The organism is Streptomyces sp. NPDC020362, from assembly GCF_040642095.1.
In the GTDB taxonomy this organism is placed as follows: domain Bacteria; phylum Actinomycetota; class Actinomycetes; order Streptomycetales; family Streptomycetaceae; genus Streptomyces.
Map to the genome: position 1 here is coordinate 225719 of NZ_JBFAET010000001.1, position 20698 is coordinate 246416.

The 20698-nt window shown below is 70.7% G+C and carries 23 protein-coding genes; 4 read left to right on the forward strand and 19 right to left on the reverse strand.

What is annotated here, in order from left to right:
• Window positions 1-26: 26 nt before the first annotated feature.
• From AB0H32_RS01010 to AB0H32_RS01025, 4 genes are all read right to left on the reverse strand, one after another.
• Window positions 27-989, reverse strand: coding sequence for an electron transfer flavoprotein subunit alpha/FixB family protein (locus tag AB0H32_RS01010; protein WP_361112087.1), 963 nt, complete (start codon window positions 987-989; stop codon window positions 27-29).
• A 52-nt stretch (window positions 990-1041) separates the two neighbouring features.
• Complete coding sequence (locus tag AB0H32_RS01015) at window positions 1042-1827, reverse strand: electron transfer flavoprotein subunit beta/FixA family protein (RefSeq protein ID WP_361112090.1); 786 nt, start codon at window positions 1825-1827, stop codon at window positions 1042-1044.
• A 218-nt stretch (window positions 1828-2045) separates the two neighbouring features.
• Complete coding sequence (locus AB0H32_RS01020) at window positions 2046-2555, reverse strand: flavin reductase family protein (RefSeq protein ID WP_361112093.1); 510 nt, start codon at window positions 2553-2555, stop codon at window positions 2046-2048.
• Window positions 2556-2742: 187 nt separating this feature from the next.
• Window positions 2743-3096 carry a thioredoxin family protein gene (locus AB0H32_RS01025; protein ID WP_361112096.1) on the reverse strand — a complete coding sequence of 118 codons (354 nt, stop codon included), beginning with the start codon at window positions 3094-3096 and terminating at the stop codon, window positions 2743-2745.
• Between the two features lie 248 nt (window positions 3097-3344).
• On the opposite strand from AB0H32_RS01025, the gene AB0H32_RS01030 reads away from it, so the two are divergent.
• Together AB0H32_RS01030 and AB0H32_RS01035 are read left to right on the forward strand one after the other, a co-directional pair.
• Window positions 3345-4073 carry a lysophospholipid acyltransferase family protein gene (locus AB0H32_RS01030; protein WP_361112099.1) on the forward strand — a complete coding sequence of 243 codons (729 nt, stop codon included), beginning with the start codon at window positions 3345-3347 and terminating at the stop codon, window positions 4071-4073.
• 95 nt (window positions 4074-4168) lie between these two features.
• Window positions 4169-5182 carry a hypothetical protein gene (locus tag AB0H32_RS01035; protein ID WP_361112102.1) on the forward strand — a complete coding sequence of 338 codons (1014 nt, stop codon included), beginning with the start codon at window positions 4169-4171 and terminating at the stop codon, window positions 5180-5182.
• Window positions 5183-5194: 12 nt separating this feature from the next.
• Here AB0H32_RS01035 and AB0H32_RS01040 read toward each other — a convergent pair whose 3' ends face one another.
• The 6 genes from AB0H32_RS01040 to AB0H32_RS01065 form a co-directional block, all read right to left on the reverse strand.
• Entirely contained in the window at window positions 5195-6613 is a 1419-nt protein-coding gene (locus AB0H32_RS01040) for a hypothetical protein (protein ID WP_361112105.1), read from the reverse strand.
• A 34-nt stretch (window positions 6614-6647) separates the two neighbouring features.
• Window positions 6648-7358, reverse strand: a complete 711-nt coding sequence (locus AB0H32_RS01045) for a phenylalanine--tRNA ligase beta subunit-related protein (protein ID WP_361112108.1) — start codon at window positions 7356-7358, stop codon at window positions 6648-6650.
• 10 nt (window positions 7359-7368) lie between these two features.
• A complete protein-coding gene (locus tag AB0H32_RS01050) occupies window positions 7369-7962 on the reverse strand; it encodes a transglutaminase family protein (protein ID WP_361112111.1) in 594 nt (197 codons plus the stop codon).
• Between the two features lie 89 nt (window positions 7963-8051).
• The gene (locus tag AB0H32_RS01055) at window positions 8052-9122 is read right to left on the reverse strand and encodes a low specificity L-threonine aldolase (protein WP_361112114.1); all 1071 of its coding nucleotides are present in this window, start codon (window positions 9120-9122) and stop codon (window positions 8052-8054) included.
• Window positions 9119-9883 carry an SDR family NAD(P)-dependent oxidoreductase gene (locus AB0H32_RS01060; RefSeq protein ID WP_361112116.1) on the reverse strand — a complete coding sequence of 255 codons (765 nt, stop codon included), beginning with the start codon at window positions 9881-9883 and terminating at the stop codon, window positions 9119-9121. The genes AB0H32_RS01055 and AB0H32_RS01060 overlap by 4 nt, the downstream gene beginning before the upstream one ends.
• Before the next feature lie 38 nt (window positions 9884-9921).
• Window positions 9922-11319: a DUF6421 family protein gene (locus AB0H32_RS01065; protein WP_361112119.1), complete on the reverse strand. Its 1398-nt coding sequence runs from the start codon at window positions 11317-11319 to the stop codon at window positions 9922-9924.
• A gap of 411 nt (window positions 11320-11730) precedes the next feature.
• Here AB0H32_RS01065 and AB0H32_RS01070 point away from each other — a divergent pair, with 411 nt between their 5' ends.
• Window positions 11731-12414, forward strand: a complete 684-nt coding sequence (locus tag AB0H32_RS01070; RefSeq protein WP_361112122.1) for a glycerophosphodiester phosphodiesterase family protein — start codon at window positions 11731-11733, stop codon at window positions 12412-12414.
• 42 nt (window positions 12415-12456) lie between these two features.
• Here AB0H32_RS01070 and AB0H32_RS01075 read toward each other — a convergent pair whose 3' ends face one another.
• Window positions 12457-12996: a GNAT family N-acetyltransferase gene (locus AB0H32_RS01075; RefSeq protein ID WP_361112125.1), complete on the reverse strand. Its 540-nt coding sequence runs from the start codon at window positions 12994-12996 to the stop codon at window positions 12457-12459.
• A gap of 69 nt (window positions 12997-13065) precedes the next feature.
• On the opposite strand from AB0H32_RS01075, the gene AB0H32_RS01080 reads away from it, so the two are divergent.
• A complete protein-coding gene (locus AB0H32_RS01080; protein ID WP_361112128.1) occupies window positions 13066-13458 on the forward strand; it encodes a VOC family protein in 393 nt (130 codons plus the stop codon).
• 178 nt (window positions 13459-13636) lie between these two features.
• Here AB0H32_RS01080 and AB0H32_RS01085 read toward each other — a convergent pair whose 3' ends face one another.
• From AB0H32_RS01085 to AB0H32_RS01120, 8 genes are all read right to left on the reverse strand, one after another.
• The gene (locus AB0H32_RS01085) at window positions 13637-13981 is read right to left on the reverse strand and encodes a hypothetical protein (protein WP_361112131.1); all 345 of its coding nucleotides are present in this window, start codon (window positions 13979-13981) and stop codon (window positions 13637-13639) included.
• Window positions 13982-14114: 133 nt separating this feature from the next.
• Window positions 14115-15140: an acetylhydrolase gene (locus tag AB0H32_RS01090; RefSeq protein ID WP_361112133.1), complete on the reverse strand. Its 1026-nt coding sequence runs from the start codon at window positions 15138-15140 to the stop codon at window positions 14115-14117.
• A gap of 341 nt (window positions 15141-15481) precedes the next feature.
• Window positions 15482-15661 (reverse strand): DUF6191 domain-containing protein, encoded by a 180-nt coding sequence (locus tag AB0H32_RS01095; RefSeq protein ID WP_361112136.1) that lies wholly within the window; start codon window positions 15659-15661, stop codon window positions 15482-15484.
• 184 nt (window positions 15662-15845) lie between these two features.
• Complete coding sequence (locus AB0H32_RS01100; protein ID WP_361112139.1) at window positions 15846-18098, reverse strand: FtsX-like permease family protein; 2253 nt, start codon at window positions 18096-18098, stop codon at window positions 15846-15848.
• A complete protein-coding gene (locus AB0H32_RS01105) occupies window positions 18095-18781 on the reverse strand; it encodes an ABC transporter ATP-binding protein (protein ID WP_361112142.1) in 687 nt (228 codons plus the stop codon). The genes AB0H32_RS01100 and AB0H32_RS01105 overlap by 4 nt, the downstream gene beginning before the upstream one ends.
• Window positions 18778-19302 (reverse strand): PadR family transcriptional regulator, encoded by a 525-nt coding sequence (locus tag AB0H32_RS01110; RefSeq protein ID WP_361112145.1) that lies wholly within the window; start codon window positions 19300-19302, stop codon window positions 18778-18780. The genes AB0H32_RS01105 and AB0H32_RS01110 overlap by 4 nt, the downstream gene beginning before the upstream one ends.
• A gap of 637 nt (window positions 19303-19939) precedes the next feature.
• A complete protein-coding gene (locus tag AB0H32_RS01115; RefSeq protein ID WP_361112148.1) occupies window positions 19940-20182 on the reverse strand; it encodes a transposase in 243 nt (80 codons plus the stop codon).
• Between the two features lie 64 nt (window positions 20183-20246).
• Window positions 20247-20615: a recombinase family protein gene (locus AB0H32_RS01120; protein ID WP_361112151.1), complete on the reverse strand. Its 369-nt coding sequence runs from the start codon at window positions 20613-20615 to the stop codon at window positions 20247-20249.
• Window positions 20616-20698: the final 83 nt, after the last annotated feature.

The window sequence follows — 20698 nt, forward strand, 5'->3', positions numbered from 1 at the left end:
GGGGGCCTCGTACGATCTGCCGGCGATCAGCCCTTGCGGGTCTTGATCTCCTCGGTCAGCTGCGGGACGACGTCGAAGAGGTCGCCGACCACGCCGTAGTCGACCAGGTCGAAGATCGGGGCCTCGGGGTCCTTGTTGACGGCCACGATCGTCTTCGAGGTCTGCATGCCGGCACGGTGCTGGATCGCACCGGAGATGCCGTTGGCGATGTACAGCTGCGGGGAGACCGACTTACCGGTCTGGCCGACCTGGTTGGTGTGCGGGTACCAGCCGGCGTCCACCGCGGCACGCGAGGCGCCGACGGCCGCGCCGAGGGAGTCGGCGAGCGCCTCGATGATCGAGAAGTTCTCCGCGCCGTTGACACCACGGCCGCCGGAGACCACGATCGCGGCCTCGGTCAGCTCCGGACGGCCGGTCGACTCGCGCGGCGTACGGCCGGTGATCTTCGTGCCGGTCGCCTTCTCGGAGAAGGAGACGGCCAGGGCCTCGACGCTGCCTGCGGCCGGGGCGGCCTCGACGGCGGCCGAGTTCGGCTTGACCGTGATGACCGGGGTGCCCTTGATGACACGGGACTTGGTGGTGAAGGACGCGGCGAACACCGACTGGGTGGCCACCGGGCCCTCGTCGCCGGCCTCCAGGTCGACGGCGTCGGTGATGATGCCGGAGCCGATGCGCAGCGCCAGACGGGCGGCGATCTCCTTGCCCTCGGCGGAGGACGGGACCAGCACGGCGGCCGGGGAGACGGCCTCGTAGGCGGCCTGCAGGGCGTCCACCTTCGGCACGACCAGGTAGTCGGCGTACTCGGACGCGTCGTGGGTGAGGACCTTGACCGCGCCGTGCTCGGCGAGCGCGGCGGCGGTGTCGGCGGCGCCGCTGCCGAGCGCGACGGCGACGGGCTCGCCGATGCGGCGGGCCAGGGTCAGCAGCTCCAGGGTGGGCTTGCGGACGGCACCGTCCACGTGGTCGACGTAGACGAGGACTTCAGCCATGGGATTGCTCTCCTGCGTAACGAAGTTGAGGGGCGGTCAGCGGGTGCGGGCCTTAGATGAACTTCTGGCCCGCGAGGTACTCGGCGAGCTGCTTGCCGCCCTCGCCCTCGTCCTTGACGATGGTGCCGGCCGTGCGGGCCGGACGCGCGGCCACGGCCTCGACCTTGGTGAACGCGCCGTCGAGACCGACCTCCTCGGCCTCGATGTCCAGGTCGGACAGGTCCCAGGACTGAACCGGCTTCTTCTTGGCCGCCATGATGCCCTTGAAGGACGGGTAGCGCGCCTCACCCGACTGGTCGGTGACGGAGACGACGGCCGGGAGGGAGGCCTCCAGCTGCTCGCTGGCGGCGTCGCCGTCACGGCGGCCCTTGACCGTGCCGTCCTCGACGGAGATCTCGGAGAGCAGGGTGACCTGCGGGACGCCCAGGCGCTCGGCGACCAGCGCGGGCACGACGCCCATGGTGCCGTCGGTGGAGGCCATGCCGGAGACGACCAGGTCGAAGCCGGCCTTCTCGATCGCCTTGGCCAGCACCAGCGAGGTGCCGATGGCGTCGGTGCCGTGCAGGTCGTCGTCCTCGACGTGGATGGCCTTGTCGGCACCCATCGAGAGGGCCTTGCGCAGCGCGTCCTTGGCGTCCTCGGGACCGATGGTCAGGACGGTGACCTCGGCGTCGTCCGCGTCCTCGGCGATCTGCAGCGCCTGCTCGACCGCGTACTCGTCCAGTTCGGAGAGCAGACCGTCCACGTCGTCGCGGTCGACGGTCAGGTCATCGGCGAAGTGCCGGTCGCCAGTGGCGTCGGGCACGTACTTCACAGTGACAACGATCCTCAAGCTCACGCCGGCTCTCCTACTGCATCGTCATTTCCGGGCTGCCTCTTGGAGGCAGCATAGGCGCCTCAAGCGGCCGATCCCGGTCGGGGCGTCGGCGCGCTCCGACCGAAATATTACTCGCCAGTACACCCAGTTCACGCTAACTAAGCAAGCGCTTTGAACTGTGACCTTCGCAACGCAGCGTAACCGGAACTCGACCGCTTCGCAGGTGGGGCAGGGCGTGATCAATCCCGCAGGCCGTTGAAGCGGCCCTGGTGATAGAGGAGGGGGCTCCCGGCTCCCGCGGAGTCACCGAGGACCACCTGGGCGAGCACGATCCGGTGATCACCCGCCGGGACGCGGCCGACGATCCGGCAGACGAGCCAGGCCAGCACGTCGTCCAGTACGGGCACGCCTTCCGGGCCCTCCCGCCAGGCCGTGGGTGCGCCGAAGCGGTCGGCGCCGCTGCGCGCGAAGGTGGCGGCCAGCTCGCGCTGGTGCTCGCCGAGTATGTGGATGCCGACGTGCTCGGACTCGGCGACGGCCGGCCAGCTGGAGGCACCGGTGCCGATGCCGAAGGAGACGAGCGGGGGCTCGGCGGACACCGAGGTGAGGGAGGTGGCGGTGAAGCCGACCGGGCCGCCTGCGCCGCGCGCTGTGATCACCGCGACACCGGCGGCGTGCCGGCGGAAGGTGGAGCGCAGCAGGTCGGGGGATGCGAGCTGAAAGGTGCCGAGTTCGGGCATGGCCGTCATGGAATTGTCCTTCTGCGAGGCGGGGCGGCGGGGACCGGGGCTGCTCAACAGCCCGGACAGTGCGCGCTCGCGGTGCGGGCCAGGTCGACGTGGACCCGCGCGAAGAGAAGGAGTTCGCTCGGCATACAGTCAGGCTGACGATAGGTGAGGCGTGCAGTCAAGTTCGTTCCGCGATCTGGGAGATGCCTCACCGTTCCCCCGAAGGCCCTCGCACCGCCTCCCCCAGCGCCGCGATCACATCGGCCTTGCGGGGCTGTCCGGCGGCCCGCCGCACCACGCGGCCGTCCGCGTCGAGGACCAGCACGGTGGGCGTCTTGAGGATCCCGAGCTCGCGGACGAGGTCCAGCCGGGCCTCGGCGTCGATCTCGACGTGGGTCACGCCGGGGACCATCCGGGCCACCTCGGCGAGGACGCGCCGGGTGGCCCGGCAGGGTGCACAGAAGGCGCTGGAGAACTGCACCAGCGTGGCCCGCTCCCCCAAGTCGCCGCCCAGTTCAGCCGTCCCGAGCCGCTCACCGTCGTTCCGCCCGCGCACCCGCACCCTCCCGCTCCGCCGATCCGGTCATCTCCCGCACCAGCATGCAGGGCACCGTGAAGATTCCCCCATCCCGAAAATCCGAGGTGGGGCATTGCGCCGACGTGACGAGGATCTCCCCGCCGCGTGGCACCAGGACTGGCTACCCGTCCGTTCTTCGGGCACGATCTGCGAGACGCCGTAAACCTACGGCTGCGTAACTTTCCCGCCGGGAGCCCCTTTCCCGAGCAGAGCAGAAAGGGTCCACCCCTCCCATGGCAGAGCTGGTCTACCGTCCCGTCATCGGTCTCGCCAGGACGATGTTCAAGGTCTGGGACCTCAAGATCGACTGCAAGGGGTCGGAGAACATCCCGCGCTCGGGCGGCGCCGTGCTGGTGAGCAATCACATCAGCTATCTGGACTTCATCTTCAACGGCCTGGCGGCCCTGCCGCAGAAGCGTCTGGTGCGCTTCATGGCGAAGGATTCGGTTTTCCGCCACAAGGTGTCCGGACCGCTGATGCGCGGGATGAAGCACATCCCGGTGGACCGCAATCAGGGCGACGCGGCCTACGCGCACGCCCTGGACTCGCTGCGCTCCGGCGAGGTCGTCGGCGTGTTCCCCGAGGCCACGATCTCTCAGTCCTTCACCCTGAAGAGCTTCAAGTCGGGCGCGGCCCGCCTCGCCCAGGACGCGGGCGTCCCGCTCGTCCCGATGGCGGTGTGGGGCACGCAGCGGCTGTGGACCAAGGGCCAGCCGCGCAACTTCAGGCGCAGCCACACCCCGATCACCATCCGGGTCGGCGAGCCGGTCGAGGCGCCCCGCGACCAGTACGCGGGAGCCATCAGCCGCCGCCTGCGCGAGCGTGTCCAGGAACTGCTGGAGACCGCGCAGCGCTCCTACCCCGCCCGCCCCAAGGGCACGGACGACTCCTGGTGGCTGCCGGCCCACCTCGGCGGTACGGCGCCGACGGCGGAGCAGCTGAAGGCGGCCGAGGCGCGCTGACACCCGGCGGCCGGGCGGCCTGCGCCTGTCGATAGGGTTCGCGGTCGTAACGAGAGAGCCTCCCCGGCTCTCGGGGACGGCTGCGCTACGGGGGCGTGTCGATGCGGCGCTGGATGCGGGCGGCGGTGGCGGTTGCGGCCGTCCTGGCCCTGGGCGGGTGGATCGCCATGCCGTACGTCAAGGACTGGTGGCTGGTGCGCACCGCCTGCGACGGGGCGCTGCCCCATGGTGCGGTACGGCAACTGGCGGCGCCCGGCGGCCACTTGACCAAGGCGGATGCGGCGTCCCACGAGCGCCTGGGCGACTACGAGTGCAGCCTTCGGTTCAAGGGGCACGGGGACTACACGCTCGTGGTCCGCTTGAAGGCCTACACCCGGCGCGACGACCAGGACGGTGCGTTCCTGGACACCTTTCCGCAGGAGGGGTTCTCCGCCCAGCGGCCGCTGGCCGTGGGACTGCCCGGGTTCATGGACGAATTCGGCGACCTCCAGTTCCTGCTGCGCTGCCCGGACCTGGGCAGGGACGCCGAGGGCAGGCCGCGAAAGCTGCTGGCGAGCGTCGGGCTGGGCCGGGCCTCGGCCCGCGCGACCCATGCCGCGTACGAGACCGCCGTCGCCCTGGTCAACTCCGCTTCGGACCGGCTCGGTTGCGGTGCCGGACCGCTGGCGGTGCCCAGGGGCGACGTCGCGCCGCCGGATTCCGAGGAGCAGCCGACGGCGATCCCGGTCCCCCGGGCCGGCGACACCGCCTGCGGCTGGGCGACCCGCGCGCAGCTGCCCCACGCCGATCGATGGCGCGTCGCGGTGCTGATGAACGACAAGGCTCCGGCGGGGCGCTGCGACCTGACGACCGGCAGCGACTCCTCCTGGAAGGACGCGCGGTTCGCAGCCTGGTACGGCGACTGGAGCAACCGCTTGGTCTCCGACGACGGTGTCCGCCGCCCCCTGACGGCGACGGCCCGCTGCGACGGCGAGGCGGCCAACTTCGCCGTCGACGCCACGCGCGGGATCCCCGGCGTCGGGAAGGCGGAGCAGCGCAGGCTGCTGAAGAGCTTCGCCGAGGACCAGGTCGAGCGGCGCGGCTGCTCGGGGCTGCGGCTGACGGGCTGACCGGCCCGCGGCTCACAACGTGCCGTACTGCACCCCCTGCACATACGCGTCGTCGAGGATCTGCCGCATCACCGCCGTCCTCGCGGCCGGTACCTTCCGGGCCCCGGCCCAGGCGTCCAGCACGGTGAACAGCTGCCGGCGTCCGTCCATGGGGTCGCCGCGCAGGGCGCCGCTCGCCGGCCGGCCGGCGATGGCGCCCATCGGCGGACGGCTGGTCAGCTGCCGGGCCGCCGCCGGGTAGGCGCCGCGGGTGTGCCGGTGCGCAGCCGCGTCATAGGCGGCGAGGTCGGAGATGGTGCCGTCCCGGGCGCCGCTCGCCCTGGCGTGCATCAGGGCGCCGATGTGCCGGCTGATGTCCTGGAGGTCGAGGTCGGGCCCGAAGGTGGCGTCCCAGGAGCTGTCTTCCGGCTTCTTCTCCGGGCGGAAGTCCGGGTCGCCCCCCTGGCGGGTGAGCCGCTCCAGGTAGTACGCGAAGTAGGCGCGCTCGGCGTCGTACAGGATCGCGAAGGCCTCGGGATCGTCGGCCAGCCGCTCGAACAGCTTCCCGGGGTCGGCGCTCAGGGCGCCCGAGTAGCCGAAGCCGAAGGCCGGGTGCCCCTCGTGCGGATCGAGGAAGCGGCCGTAGGGGGATTCATTCGCGTCGGGGGCGGCCTTCGAGCCGGGGACCGCAGGTGTGTTCACATCGTCGTCGTGGCCGCTGAACGGGGTTGCGTCGGCGATGTACCCGGCGAGCATCCGAGCCAGGCCCGGCTCCGCGCCCGGCGGTACGTCGCTGTCGTGGTAGGCCTCGGCGACGACGTAGACGGCGCGGGCCTGGGCGGTGGTGCGTGGCCTGCCGGGGGTCGTGGCCCCGGTGGCTGCGTCCACGACCCGTCCCAGCACCTGCCCGCCGTCACCGCACAGGGTGCCGGAGGGCAGAAGTGCGCGCGCCGCGTGGAAGTGGGACATGCCGTCCCGGGGGTCGAGGGCGCGGGTCGCGGCCGCGGGGTTCTTCACCAACGCCCGTGTGGCGGAGGGGAGTTCCGTGCAGGAGCCGTCCCCGACGAGCGCGAGCGGCACGGCGACGGAGCCTGCGACCAGGACGAGTGTCACGGCAGAGGCGAGCGCCCAGTGCCTGCGCAGCCGGGCGAACCTGCCGACGGCGACGGCGACGGTGCGGCCGTCCTCCGCGGCGCGCTCCGGGGACGCGGAGTCCTCCCGAGACGCGGCATCCTCCGGAGACGCGACGCCCTCCCGAGACGCGGAGTCCTCCGAGCCGGGTCCAGTGCCTTCGCGCCCGGCGCCTTCCCGGCCGGAATCCCCGGCTTCCCGCCCGCCCCCCGCAGTACCGGCCTCGCTCAGTCCTGGGAGATCCTCCTCGACCGGCTCGCTCGCCCCGGGCTGCCCGCCCTGCTCGGCCGCACCCTCGTTGGCTGCTCCCCCGTCCTTCATGACCGGGAGATTAGCGAGTGCGACGGGAGGCAGGTCAGGCGGGGGTCCCGGCCGAGACCGGGTGGTGCACCCGGATGCGGGCTGCGGGGCTGAACTTCTCCAGCAGCTCCACGAGTTCCGCGGCTGCCGACTCCGCCTGAGCGACCGGCATCGGGGCGAGCGTCTCCAGCAGGAAGATGCCGGATACCGTCTCCTCGGTGAGCCGGGTGCGCGGGCCCTGGCGCCAGTTCCAGCGACGGCAGGTCACACCGGCGTCGTCGCGCCACACCACCTCTCCCGTGTCGGGGTGTTCGACCACCTCCTCACCGCCGGCGACCGTCACGAAGTCCTCCTCGCCGGTGGCCCGCACCAGCCGCATGCCGCCCTGGATGTGATCGATGTCCTCACCGCCGACGGGGATCAGACGGGCCACGCTGATCGCGTTGTAGAGGTCAACGAGGAGGTTGATCCGGGGCAGACCGGCCTCGGACAGGGCACGCTTGGCCAGCGCCTCGGCCGAGTTGCGGGTGCGCGACGGCTTGGCGCCGAAGGCGGTGTACACCTCGCGCCAGGCGGTCATGTGCGGGTCCTCGTGCGGCGCCCGTCCCGCCAGGCGTACGGCGAGACGCCGGGCCGCCTCGTCCAGCAGTGCCGAACTCTCCTCGGTGCTGGGCCCGTTGACGAGGTCGTGGGCCTCGATCGCCACGTGGGTGAAGCCGGGCGCGAGGGCGCGGACCTCGTCGGACACGGTGAGCGTGAACGTCATCTGTCTCGCCTCAGAGGGTGCTGGGAAGCGTCTGCCACAGGTGCGACCGGTCCCGGGCCCCTTGCAGCGCGCCGAGGACGGCCGGATGCGGTTCAGCATACAGGACTGGATAGTCCACCTCATTGGACTGCGGGTCCGGGATACAGGCCAGCCGCTCGTCGCCCAGGGAGAACTGCGCGTCCACGCCCGGCTTGTTGCCGCGGGGGTCCTGACGGTGCCAGGCCCCGCGGAAGCGCACGGCGACCAGACCGTGCACGGCATGACCGCTGCCGTCGTCGTGCATCAGGCGTTGATAACAGAGGGCCGCGGGGATGTCCTCGGCCCGCAGCAGCGCGGCCAGCGCGTGGGACTTGGCGTAACAGATGCCGGTACGCCGCTCCAGCACGTCCGAGGCGCGCCAGGTGACACGCGGGTCGCCCGCGTCGGCGGAGTGCGGGATGGTGTCACGCACGAATTCGAAGGCGGCCTGCGCATAGGCATACGAGTCCGCGACCCCTTCGGCCAGGCGGGCGGCAGTCTCCCGCACCACGGGGTGATGATGGTCGATGACCTCGTCGGCGGCCAAGTAGGCGGACAGATCGGCGGTGTTCTGGATCAGCTCCATGGCCGCAGAGCATAGAAATGCGATCACCCGAGAGTCAATGACTTTTCGGATGATCGCATATCTATGCAATATCTGCTCAGACGCGGGGACTAGCGCGCCATCTCCTCCTTGAGCGCCGCCACGAACGCGTCGACGTCCTCCTCGGTCGTGTCGAAGGAGCACATCCAGCGCACGACACCCGCGGCCTCGTCCCAGAAGTAGAACCGGAACCGCTTCTGCAGGCGCTCGCTCACGTCGTGCGGGAGCTGCGCGAAGACCCCGTTGGCCTGCACCGGGTAGAGGATCTCCACACCGTGCACCGCGCGCACGCCCTCGGACAGCCGCTTGGCCATCTCGTTGGCGTGACGGGCGTTGCGCAGCCACAGATCCTTGGCGAGCAGGGCCTCCAGCTGCACCGACACGAAGCGCATCTTGGAGGCGAGCTGCATCGACATCTTCCGCAGGTGCTTCATCCGCCGCACCGCGTCCTGGTTGATGACGACGACCGCCTCGCCGAACATGGCACCGTTCTTCGTCCCGCCGAGCGAGAGGATGTCGACACCGACCGCGTTCGTGAACGTCCGCATCGGCACGTTCAGCGAGGCGGCGGCGTTGGCTATCCGGGAGCCGTCCAGGTGCACCTTCATGCCGTGCGCATGGGCGTGCTCGCAGATCGCCCGGATCTCCTCGGGCGTGTAGAGCGTGCCCAGCTCCGTGCTCTGGGTGATCGAGACGACCTGGGGCATCGCGCGGTGCTCGTCCTCCCAGCCCCAGGCCTGCCGGTCGATCAGCTCGGGCGTGAGCTTGCCGTCGGGCGTGGGCACGGTGAGCAGCTTGAGGCCGCCCATGCGCTCGGGTGCGCCGCCCTCGTCGACGTTGATGTGCGCGCTCTCGGCGCAGATCACCGCGCCCCAGCGGTCGGTGACCGCCTGGAGCGCGACCACGTTCGCGCCGGTGCCGTTGAAGACCGGGAAGGCCTCCGCGGTGGCCCCGAAGTGGCCGCGGATGATCCCCTGGAGGTTGTCGGTGTAGTCGTCCTCGCCGTACGCCACCTGATGGCCGACGTTGGCCAGGGCCAGGGCGGCCATCACCTCCGGATGCGCCCCGGCGTAGTTGTCACTGGCGAAACCGCGGACCTGCGGGTCGTGATGGCGACGCGCGTCGGTCTTGGGAGGGTTCACGGCTTCTCGGTCAGCCACAGACGATTTCCGTTCACTTCGGCGGCGGACTTGCTCCAGACACCCTCGATGGCCTCGGCCAGGTCCTTGACGTCCGTGAAGCCCGCGAACTTCGCGTTGGGGCGTTCGGCGCGCATCGCGTCGTGCACCAGCGCCTTCACCACCAGGATCGTCGCCGCGGAGGTGGGACCCTCGGCACCCTCGGAGATCCCCGCCTTGCGGAAGTAGTCGGCCATGGCCAGCGTCCACGCCTCGGCCGCGGCCTTGGCGGCGGAGTACGCGGCGTTGCCCGCGGTCGGCTTGCTCGCGCCGGCCGCGCTGATCAGGACGTACCGGCCACGGTCGCTGCGCTGCAGCGCCTCGTGGAAGGCGAGGGAGGTGTGCTGCACCGTCTTGACGAGCAGCAGCTCCAGGAAGTCCCAGTCGTCCAGGCTGGTCTTGGCGAACGTCTCGCTGCCGCGCCAGCCGCCGACCAGGTGCACCAGGCCGTCGACGCGCCCGAAGTCCTTCTCGATGTGGTCGGCCCAGTCCCGGGTGGACTGCAGGTCGAGCAGGTCCACCGTGTCGCCGGTGACGGTGGCACCGCCGGAGGCGTACCGGGCCGCATCCACGGCCTCCGACAGACGCTGTGGGTCGTTGTCCGCCCCGACGACGGTCGCACCGGCCTCGGCCAGCCGCAGCAGTGCCGCGCGCCCTGCGGGTCCGCCCGCACCGGCCACCGCGATCACTGCGCCGCTGAGCGTCCCGTTCGCGCCGTTCCCCATGATCTTCCCCTCTGAAGCAGTGTTCCTGACGCGGTCGCTCACGCGGCGAGCCGCTCGGCGCTGTCCGCCGTGATGCCCTTGGTGGAGGCGATCACATTCTTCAGCTTCTTGGACAGGGCCTCAAAGAACATGCTCAGCGGAAACTCGTCCGGAAGCACGTCGTCCACCAGCTTGCGCGGCGGCTGGGTCAGGTCCAGGGCGTCCGGGCCCTTGGCCCACTTGGAGCCGGGGTGCGGGGCGAGGTAGCCGGCGACCAGCTCGTAGCCGGCGAACCAGTGCACGAGCTTGGGGCGGTCGATGCCGTCCTTGTACAGCTTCTCGATCTCGGCGCACAGCTGGTTGGTGACCTGCGGGGCGCGCTCCCAGTCGATGGAGAGCTTGTTGTCGGTCCAGCGGAGCACGTCGTGCTTGTGCAGGTAGGCGAAGAGCAGCTGACCGCCGACGCCGTCGTAGTTCCGGTTGCGGTCGCCGGTGAGCGGGAAGCGGAACATGCGGTCGAACAGCACCGCGTACTGCACGTCACGGGCCTGCGGAACGCCGTCCGCCTGGAGCTTGACGGCCTCCTTGAAGGCGGTGAGGTCGCAGCGCAGCTCCTCCAGGCCGTACATCCAGAACGGCTGGCGCTGCTTGATCATGAACGGGTCGAACGGCAGGTCACCGTGGCTGTGGGTGCGGTCGTGGACCATGTCCCACAGCACGAAGGCCTCTTCGCAGCGCTTCTGGTCGTGGATCATCGCGGCGATGTCCTCGGGCAGCTCCAGGCCCAGGATGTCGACGGCCGCGTCGGTGACCCGGCGGAAGCGGGCGGCCTCGCGGTCGCAGAAGATCCCACCCCAGGAGAATCGTTCCGGCGCCTCGCGGACCGCGATGGTCTCCGGGAAGAGGACCGCGGAGTTGGTGTCGTAGCCGGACGTGAAGTCCTCGAACGTGATGCCGCAGAACAGCGGGTTGTCGTAGCGGGTGCGCTCCAGCTCGGCCAGCCAGTCCGGCCAGACCATGCGCAGCACGACCGCCTCCAGATTGCGGTCCGGGTTGCCGTTCTGCGTGTACATCGGGAAGACGACCAGGTGCTGCAGGCCGTCCGCGCGGTTCGCGGCGGGCTGGAAGGCCAGCAGCGAGTCCAGGAAGTCCGGCACCTGGAAGCCGCCCTCGGCCCAGCGGCGCAGGTCCTTCACGAGGGCCTGGTGGTAGGCGGCGTCGTGCGGGAGCAGGACGGAGAGCTGCTCGACCGCCTCGACGACACGGTCCACGGCCGCCTCGGCGTCGGCCCGGTCGGGCGCGCCCTCGGCCTCGAAGTCGATCGACCCGTCGTTGGACTGCCATGGCCGGATCTGCTCCACGGCATCCTTGAGCACGGGCCAGGCCGGGCGCTCAATCACCCTGGTCAGCGAAGGAACCTGTCCCTCGGTACCCGCCTGCACAAGAATTTCCGTCATGTCCCATCCTCCACGGGAGAACCTCGCGTAAGGACACCGTATGCATACCCCCTTTCTCCCAGCAAGAGCCCCCTCGGGAAATTATTCTGCCGATCCACATGAACACCGCCGTTTTTCCTGTGGCAAACCGTGACGGCGGTCACTTTCGCCATCGAGGGCGGGAGGGTGCACAGAAGTTCCGGCACCGATCGAATCCGGCCGGTCAATGGACGCGGGGACTCGCCCACGGGCGGGTGACGCCAGGGGCGGATATGAGCCAGGCGCCGTGCGACCCGCGCCCCGATCCCCCCGCGCAGGTGCGGGTTCATCGTGGGACCGGGCCACTAGGCTGCGACCCTGCCGCGTGGACAGCGACGTCCGCCGTCCGGTCCGCGCGTCGCCGAGCCGCCGTCGACGGAAGCGAGTCGAACCTTGAACTTCCTTACCATCGGTCACCGCGGGGTCATGGGTGTCGAGCCCGAGAACACCCTCCGTTCGTTCGTCGCCGCCCAGCAGGCCGGCCTCGACCTGATCGAACTCGATCTGCACCTGAGCAAGGACGGCGCCCTGGTCGTCATGCACGACGCGGAAGTGGACCGCACGACCGACGGCACCGGACCGATCGCGGAGAAGACGCTCGCGGAGCTGCGCGCCCTGGACGCGGGCCTCGGTGAGCGCGTGCCGGTCTTCGAGGAGGTCCTGGACGCGGTGAAAGCACCGTTGCAGGCCGAGATCAAGGATGTGGCGGCGGCCCGGGCACTGGCCGAGGTCATGCACCGGCGGGACCTGGCCTCGCGGGTGGAGGTGTCCTCCTTCCACGACGAGGCGGTCGCCGAGATCACCCGGCTGGTGCCGGGCGTGCGCACGGCACTGATCGCGAGCCGCTACGGCACCGACGTGGTGGAGCGCGCCACCAAGGTGGGGGCCGCGGCGGTCTGCCTCAACATCCGCAGGCTGACCCTGGAGATCGTCGAGCAGGCCCGCGCGGCCGACCTGAAGATCATCGGGTGGGTGGTCAACACGCAGGACCATCTGCGGCTCGTGCGCGCGCTCCAGCTGGACGGCGCGACGACCGACTTTCCGGAGATCAAGCGCACCGGCCGCTTCACCGCGTGATCCGGTGCGCGGTCTCCCGCGTGGAGGTCACACCGGTGACCGTCACACCAGCGGCTTGACCAGCAGCTCGAACTGCAGGTCGTCGCGCTGCGGGATGCCGAAGCGCTCGTCGCCGTACGGGAAGGGCGTCATCTTTCCCGTACGGCGGTAGCCGCGGCGCTCGTACCAGGCGATCAGATCGTCGCGCACCGAGATCACCGTCATGTGCATCTCGGTGACTCCCCAGATCGCACGGGCCAGGCGCTCCGCCTCCGCGATGACTATCTTGCCCACGCCCGCGCCCTGCAGGGCGGGACTGACCGCGAACATCCCGAAGTAGGCGTGGCTCCCGCGGTGTTCGAGCTGGCAGCAGGCGACGATCCGGCCGTCCTGCTCGACGATCAGCAGCCGGCCGTCGGGCGACTTGATGACCTGCAGGACACCCTCCGGGTCGGTCCGCTGGCCCTCCAGGATGTCCGCCTCGGTGGTCCAGCCGACCCGGCTGGAGTCGCCCCGGTAGGCCGACTCGATCAGCGCGACCAGCGCGTCGACGTCGGCATCGGTGGCATCACGGAAGGTGAGTCCGGTGGCGGCGGTGTCCATGGGGGCGGTCTCCGATCTCGGGCGCGGCTGAGCCAGTCGAGCCTAACCCTGCCACTAGGGTGCGGATGCATGGTGCACGTACTCAGCAGCCGGACACTTCTGCGCCCCATGGACCCCGAGCGCTCCCGGACCTTCTACCGGGAGCAGCTGGGCCTGGCCGTCTACCGGGAGTTCGGCACGGGCCCGCAGCGCGGAACGGTCTACTTCCTCGGCGGCGGCTTCCTCGAGATCTCCGGCCGGGCACAGACCCCTGCGTCGCCCTCGGTGCAGCTGTGGCTCCAGGTCGAGGATGTGACGGGCGCGCAGGAGGAGTTGGCCGCCCGGGGCGTCGAGATCCTGCGGCCCCCGGTGAAGGAGCCGTGGGGCCTGATCGAGATGTGGATCGCCGACCCGGACGGAGTCAAAATTGTTGTCGTCGAGGTACCCGAAGATCACCCCCTCCGCTACCGCCCCGGTATCTGATGACCTGCGGACATGACGAAGCCCCGCTCACCGGGGGCGTGGGGACGCGTAGGCGAGCGGGGCTTCGTACCGCCCCTTTCCCACGGCGGATGCGGGCGCCGTCGGGGCGGTTCCTCATCCCCGCGGGGGCAGAGACGAGGAGCTTCGGACGCCGGCGGGGGCTGGGGAGCGGCCGACCTCACATCAACCTCGACCCGACCACCCCCGCCGCGCCCTCCATGGGCCGGGCGCCCGGCGCGCGGGTCCATGGGGCGGGTGGCGCCGGCCGGATGTGCTCGCCGACGACCTGGTCGCCCTTGGCCACGGGTCCGACGTGGTCACCCTCGGCGCCGTGCGGCTCTTTGGCGCAGGTGATCGTGACGCCCGGCCAATCACCCGGTCCGGCAAGCGGTTGTGCGGCTACGAAGTCGGGAGAAGCCGACGTGACCGCCCCGCACGTCTGCCGCTCGCTGGCGGGCCTGTCGCGCCCGTAGCAGACCCCGACGGGCCGGTCATTGAGCACCACCGGCGGGGGCTTCCTCATTCGGGCTCAGCGTCCTCCGCAGGGGTGGTGTGGGGCTGCGCGGGTGGCCGCCCTTCCCGAAGCCGCGGCCGGACGGAGCCGGCAATTCCTGGAAGTCTTCGTGGGCACCGCGCAACTGCGCGGTGCCCAGGCTTCACGGAATGAACTTCACCTCCGGAAAGGCCGAGCTCGGGCCGTCGAGCAGACGCCCCGTGCGGTGCCGCAGGTGCAGGTCGAAGAACGCGAGCGGGTACGCCTGCTGGATCCGCACCGCCCGGGCCGGGTCGAGGGTGCCGATCCAGCCCCGAAGTTCCGCGTCGCTCATCCCGACGACTCTCGCCAGCTGGGGGATCAGCACCTGGTAGTCGCCGTAGGAATGGTGGACGGCGCCGTCGGCCTGAATGTTGAGCCGCCAACCTCGCAGGTGCGACCAGAACTCGGCGGCGCTGGGCTGCGCGGCCCGGGTGTTCTCGGCGGTCATCATCATGAACGGCCGGTTCAGGTCGGTGGTGATCGTCGGCTGCATCGGGCCGTCGAGGCTCAGCCCGGCCCTAACACGCTGGTCCTCGACCATGACGAGGGCGGTCGCCGTCCCACCCTTCGACCAGCCGAACATGCCGATGCGGTGCAGGTCGGGGGCACCGCGCAGGCCGGCCGGCAGCGGCCGCTGATCGGCGTCGGGATTGCGCCCGGCGGCGAGGTCCTCGATGCAGTCCAGGACGAACCGGATGTCCGCGGCGAAATCCGCTGGTGCCAAGGCGTGCTTCGGGTCCATGAGCGGGACGACGACCCGGCCGTCGGGGAACTCGCTGAAGGCGTCGTAGGTGTGATCCACCGTGACCACCACATATCCGTGGCTGGCGAGTTCCTGAACCACGATGGTGGCGTCCGCACGGTGATCGTGCGCGCCGTGCGAGAACACGACAACGGGTAGTCGTCCACCGGTTCGCCGGACCGGGGCGCCCTCGTGGCCGGCCGTGAGCGGCGCCGCCGCGGCGTCGGCCGGGAAGCCCCCGGACGTCAGGAGAGCCAGCAGCACGGCCGGGTGCGTCCAACGCGCCAGCGGATACCGCTCGGCGTCCCGGGCGGGGTACCAGACGGCGGCCATCAACTCGCGGAAATGCCCCCGGCCGGCGACGGGATCCGGACGCGAACTGTCGACGAGATGCAGCGCCACCATGCCCACCGGGTACGGTCCGGTGGGTGCGGGCAGGGTGAGCCACGCCGGGCCCGGGGCGGTGGAAGCCGCCCACGCCTGGCGTGTGGCGCCAATCGGTAAGGCGGCCCCGGCTGCCAGCGCTGCTTTGAGCATGCGACGGCGTGTCATTCCTTGGTTCATGAACGGTGCGGACGTCACGGATCCTCCCTGGGTTTCCTGCACAGAACCGGGCTGCGGCCCCGCGCTTGGGCAGCCGGCCCAGCCCACCAATCCTTTTGATCTCTGGATGTGGGCGATTTTGTGACGAGGGATCAGAAGGGTCCTGACAGAGCCCTTTGAATGCAGATGACAGGTCCTCGACGTCACTCCGCCGACTCGGGCGCTTTCGGGCCGATCCTGATGTGGACGATGCCGTTGTCGAGGTCGATCGGCCCGCGGTAGGGGTCGCCCTCGCCGTCGTCGTCGCGCATCCACTCCAGACGCTGTCGTTCCTCCTGAACGTGGCGGGCGCTCGGAAGGAAGACCTCTTCGAGGATGTTCACTGGCGGGCAACGGCTTGATCGGGCCGAGGTTCCCGACGCCGACCAGACGGATGGTCTGAAGGGATGTACATCATCAGGGCTCCTGGCTGTGGATTCAGAGACAACCGTTGTCGTGTTGCGAAGAGCTCCATCAGCCCCGGACGCCGTTGGAGGGGGTCCGGGGCCGTAGCGGGGAGGTGGCGCGTCAGCCGTTGCGGGCGGCCTCTGGGCCGGTGATGCGTTTGAGCAGGGGGAGAGTCGAGGCGATGATGCCCAGCGAGGCGACGAGGCCGAGGGCGACGAGCGCGTAGTACGCCGCGCCGGGCGACACCAGGTCGTAGTGCATCTGCGATTTCAGGAACAGGGCGGAGGCGGCGAAGGCCGTACCGATCGAGATCGCGGCCACCGCCAGCAGCGGCAGTGTGCTCTCCAGGCCGATCACCCGCTGCAGCAACCGCAGCGGCGCGCCGGTGAGCCGCAGCAACGCGAACGGGCGTCGGCGATCCGACAGGCCCGCAACCACGCTCACCGCCAGGCTGCAGCCTGCGATCGGCAGGGTGGTCAGCAGCACCACGTTGGCCAGTTGCCGCCAACCGGCCAGCTCTTGCTGCAAGTCGGTGCCCCAGTCGCCCACCGTGCGGGCCTGGTGGTGCGGGTAGGCGGTGGTGAGCGAGGTCCGTACGCGTTCCATGGCGGCTGTCGACCCGTCGGTGGCCACGTAGACCAGTTGCGCGGGCAGCTTGGCGAGGGCTGCGGTGCTGATCGCGGCGGCGGGCCACGGCAAGCTCGGGTGCGATTGCAGGCTGACGAACGCGTAGAAGTCGACGGCCGTGACGCTCGCGCCGGCCGGGCAGCGGCCCATCATAGGAATCTGCGCCAGGTCGGAGCAGGTCACCAGTGCCGGCGCGTCCGGGGGCGGATCGCCCGGGTGGACTCGCCGGTGTACCACCTCGCCGACGCCGTCGGGGTTGGCGTGGACGACCGCCACGCCCCGCACGCCCTGGATCGCCCGCACCTCGGTGAGCAGCCGTGTCGGTATGGCCCCGGCCAGCGGCGCCTTGCCGTCGCCGCCGACCTCCACCACGGTTCGGGTCTGCCGGTCGCCGCCCAGCGTGCCGCGGTAGTCGTTGATGGTGCCGATGATGCTGACCGTTGCGGTGGTCACGAACAGGGCCAGGACGAGGCCGCTGACCGCGCGAAAGCCGGCCTTCGGGTCGTCGGCGAGCCGGCGCACCGCGATCAGGGCGGCCGGGCGTCGGGTGCGCCGGGCCACCGCCCGGGCGACGATCATGGTCAGCCACGGCCCGGCGATCACCAGCCCCAGCATCACCACCAGGAAGCCCGGGAGGTAGGCGGCCGTCTGGCCGTTCCCGGTCGCCGGGCGGTGGCCGGCGAAGACGAAGTACGCCAGCTCGGCCAGGCCCGCCAGCAGCGGGATCAGCCGCCAGGCGCGCGGCGGGCGCGGGGTCACCCGGCGGGTCACGCCGAGCGGGGAGATGGTGACCCGGCGCAGCGCGAGGCGCGCCGCGACCGCCGCCGCCACCGGCACGCCGACGACGACGCCGACGGCCTGCGGGGTGCTGAGCGTCAGATCCGAGAGGAAGAACCGCTGCTGCCCGGTGAGCGGAATGGTGGCGACCAGCGGGCGCAGCACGGCGTAGAGCCCGAAGCCGATCACCGTCCCGGCGACCGCCGCCAGCGCGGACTCCACCGCCGAGATCACCGACACCTGCCGGGGAGTGGCCCCAGCCAGCCGCATCGCCGCGTACCGCTGCTCGCGCGTGGCGGCGGACAGGCGGGTCGCCGTGGCGATGAAGATCAGCACAGGGAAGATCAGTGCCCCGGCCACCACGGAGGAGATGAGCGTCAGCGCGTCGCCGCGCACGGCGTTGTCCCAACACTCGTTGTCACAGGCGGGTGGCCGGGTACTGGCGATGGCGGTGACCGCTCTCGCCCCTGGTGCGCCCTTGATCTGGGCCGGGGTACGGCCAATTACAGCGGTCAGCGAGTCCGGGGAGGCCAGAGCGGCGTCGCCGATCGTGCCGGTGATCCGCCCGGGGAAGCGGTCGCCCAACTGGTCGGCCGGGGTGTCGCGGATCAGCTTGGCCAGCGCGGGAGAGGCGTAATACTCGCCCGGCGCCGGCAGGTGAGTGAGGCCGGGCGGGACGGGCGAGGTCGGGCCGGTCGCGGCGACGTCGACCTCGGTGAGGGACTTGCCGTCGTAGTAGTCGACGTGCGGCCGCCACCACAGCGGGTCCGCCGACGCGTGCTCGGTACGGCTCGCGGCGCCGGTGTCGAGCCACACCTGACGCTGGTTCGTCCGCTCGACGGCGTTCATGCTGGCGAAGGTCGACAGCAGCAGCCCGACGCCGATGGCGACCGCGGCGGCGATCATGGCCAGCCGGGCGACGGCCCCCCGGCCGCCGCTGACCGCGAGGCGGAGCGCGAAGGCGATCACGAGGCTATCCGTCCGGTCGTGAGCAGGCTGGCCTTGCCGTCCCGCACGATGGCCTCCCGGTCGGCGTGCGCGGCGACCCGGGGCTCGTGGGTCACCAGGACGATGGTGGTGCCCTCCTCGTGGGCCGCGTCCACCATCAGGTCCATCACCTGCTCGCCGGTCAGCGAGTCCAGCGCCCCGGTCGGCTCGTCGGCGAACAGTACCTTGGGCCGGGACACCAGACCGCGGGCCAGCGCCACCCGCTGCGCCTGACCGCCCGACAACTCCCCGGAGCGGCGGCGCTCCAGGCCGTCCAGGCCCAGCCGGGCGAACCAGGGCCGGGCCTCGGCGAGCGCCGCCGCCCGGCGCACGCCGGAGAACAGCAGCGGCAGGGCGACGTTCTCCTCGGCGGTCAACTCGGGGACGAGCTGGCCGAACTGGAAGACGAAGCCGAAGGTGTCGCGGCGCAGGGCGCTGCGCTCGGCCTCGTTCATGGTGTCGATGCGGTGTCCGTCGAAGTGGACCTCGCCCGAGTCGGGGGTGAGGATGCCGGCCAGGCAGTGCAGCAGGGTGGACTTGCCCGAGCCGCTCGGGCCCATCACGGCGAACACCTCGCCGGCCTCGACGGCCAGGCTGGCGCCGCGCAGGGCGGGAGTCTCGCCGAAGGAGAGGGTGAGGTCGCGGGCCTCGATCAGGGCGGTCATGTGCGCACCGCCGCTGCGAGCGTGTCCATCCGGGCCGTGGTCAGCTCGATCCATCGTAGGTCGGCCTCCAGGTGGAACAGGCCGTGGTCGGCGAGCAGGGCGTCGATGATCGGGCCGGTGCGGCGCAGCCGGGTCAGCTCGTGCATCCGCTGCAGGTGGGCGGCCCGCTGGGTGTCGAGGTACTGCTGGGCGTCGCGGCCGAGCATCAGGGCCAGCACGACTTTGGTGAACAGAACGGTCTGCAGGTTCGGCTCGGGGGCCACCGGCTCGGTGAGCCAGGTCTCGAACTCCGTCGCCCCCGCCTCGGTGATCACGTAGCGCTTGCGCTCGGGGCCGACTCCGGGCTCCGTCTCGCCGGCAATGACCTTCCCGTCCCGCGCCAACCGGCCAAGAGTTGTGTAGACCTGCCCGTACGGCAGCGGTTTGCCGCGGTTGAAGAAGGCGTCGTAGTCCCGTTTGAGGTCGTAGCCGTGGCTCGGCTCCCGCTCCAACAGCCCCAACAGGGTGAGAGGAACACTCATGCGAGGACCATACACCGGAGATATACTCTGAGTGTATATCTGCTGAGAGTGCGTTCTGGTCCTGGGGCCTCGCATCCGGTTGCGGGCCCGTCACCGGCGACCAGCGAGTCGCCCTGAGCCGACTTCAGGGACGCTGGTTCAGAGCTTTGGTCAGCTCCTGGTTGGCGGCTCGAGCGGCAGCGAGTTCGGCATCGCGTTCTTCCAGCCGAGCGGAGAGCTCGAGGTTGTGCTGTTCCACGCTGGTGACCGTGCGCTGGAGTTCGTCGATGTCGCCGGGGGCTTCGAGACCCGACGCGCGCCAGACCTGCTCTCCCAGTGCTTCGGACAGCCGCCTCTCCAGTTGCTGGATGCGGGCGGCAAGGCGGGTGTTGCGGGCTTGGGCGAGGTCAGCTGCAGGGAAGCCCTCGTGACGGCTGGCGCGCTCGCTGTTGCTGGAGCTGCGGGTTCGCGAGCTGCGGAGTGGAGTCGCTCCAGCAGGTCGCGGTGGCGGTAGAGGAAGGTTCGATCGACACCTGCGGCGCGGGCGACAGCCGAGGCGGTCAGATCGGCGCCGTCCCGGGTGGCAGCAGCGATGGCCCCTGCACGCGCTCACGGCGGCGTTCGGTGCCGGCGCATCGGCCGTCGTCCATCGCGGTCGTCAGGGGGCAGTCCTCGGGGGTCGGACGTCGGGTAGGCGCTGGCCGACGCGGGGCATGCCGAGCAGGACGGTGCGGCCGCGGCGTACGAGGCTGACGGCCTGCTCGATCTGGGCGCGGTCCCCGGGCGTTGGGTCGTCGAGGTCGGACTTGACCCGTTCGATGAGACGGCGCACCCGTCGGATCTCTTCCTCGGCAGGCATGGCTTGGGTGCGTGCCCCGTCGTCGGCCTCGAAGGCGGACATCCGGCGTTCACGGCCTGCTGGACTCCGAGCACGTCCGCCGGGCGATCGGCGAGGTCGCCACCGCCTACGGCATCTGCCGGGAGCCCTCCAACGTCGCCGCCGGCGGCCACTCCTGCCCGCTCCGGTTCCGCTGTCTGGGCTGCGAGCATTTTTCCCCTGCGCCTACCGGCACTGCTGCGCCCAGCGGCACGCCGACGCCGGCATCGCCTCGGACGTCCTCAAAGAGCCGATCAGGCCGCCACCACAGAATGACGTCGAATCGCGACGGTTCGGTCAGCCACTGGCCCAGTTCAGGACGCTCGAACGGTGCCGTCCGTGACGCGGACACGTACAAGTCTTCTGCCTCGCCGACAATCCTTGCGTTGATGGCCCTCGCGGACCTCTCGTTCGCCTCTCGCCGACGTGTCGGCGGCGTAGTCTCGTCGGTGCGCACGCTCAGCCTGATCGCCGACAGCGCTTCGAGCTGCTCGCCCCCCCCAACAGAACAGTCATGGCAGCGAACCTGGCTTGATAACT

Excerpts from the sequence above, each read along its gene's own strand:
- AB0H32_RS01010 (WP_361112087.1), bottom strand. The coding sequence starts at position 989 with ATGGCTGAAGTCCTCGTCTACGTCGACCACGTGGACGGTGCCGTCCGC.
- AB0H32_RS01020 (WP_361112093.1), bottom strand. The coding sequence starts at position 2,555 with ATGACGGCCATGCCCGAACTCGGCACCTTTCAGCTCGCATCCCCCGAC.
- AB0H32_RS01030 (WP_361112099.1), top strand. The coding sequence starts at position 3,345 with ATGGCAGAGCTGGTCTACCGTCCCGTCATCGGTCTCGCCAGGACGATG.
- AB0H32_RS01040 (WP_361112105.1), bottom strand. The coding sequence starts at position 6,613 with ATGAAGGACGGGGGAGCAGCCAACGAGGGTGCGGCCGAGCAGGGCGGG.
- AB0H32_RS01045 (WP_361112108.1), bottom strand. The coding sequence starts at position 7,358 with ATGACGTTCACGCTCACCGTGTCCGACGAGGTCCGCGCCCTCGCGCCC.
- AB0H32_RS01050 (WP_361112111.1), bottom strand. The coding sequence starts at position 7,962 with ATGGAGCTGATCCAGAACACCGCCGATCTGTCCGCCTACTTGGCCGCC.
- AB0H32_RS01060 (WP_361112116.1), bottom strand. The coding sequence starts at position 9,883 with ATGGGGAACGGCGCGAACGGGACGCTCAGCGGCGCAGTGATCGCGGTG.
- AB0H32_RS01065 (WP_361112119.1), bottom strand. The coding sequence starts at position 11,319 with ATGACGGAAATTCTTGTGCAGGCGGGTACCGAGGGACAGGTTCCTTCG.
- AB0H32_RS01075 (WP_361112125.1), bottom strand. The coding sequence starts at position 12,996 with ATGGACACCGCCGCCACCGGACTCACCTTCCGTGATGCCACCGATGCC.
- AB0H32_RS01080 (WP_361112128.1), top strand. The coding sequence starts at position 13,066 with ATGGTGCACGTACTCAGCAGCCGGACACTTCTGCGCCCCATGGACCCC.
- AB0H32_RS01085 (WP_361112131.1), bottom strand. The coding sequence starts at position 13,981 with ATGAGGAAGCCCCCGCCGGTGGTGCTCAATGACCGGCCCGTCGGGGTC.
- AB0H32_RS01090 (WP_361112133.1), bottom strand. The coding sequence starts at position 15,140 with ATGGTGGCGCTGCATCTCGTCGACAGTTCGCGTCCGGATCCCGTCGCC.
- AB0H32_RS01105 (WP_361112142.1), bottom strand. The coding sequence starts at position 18,781 with ATGACCGCCCTGATCGAGGCCCGCGACCTCACCCTCTCCTTCGGCGAG.
- AB0H32_RS01110 (WP_361112145.1), bottom strand. The coding sequence starts at position 19,302 with ATGAGTGTTCCTCTCACCCTGTTGGGGCTGTTGGAGCGGGAGCCGAGC.
- AB0H32_RS01115 (WP_361112148.1), bottom strand. The coding sequence starts at position 20,182 with ATGTCCGCCTTCGAGGCCGACGACGGGGCACGCACCCAAGCCATGCCT.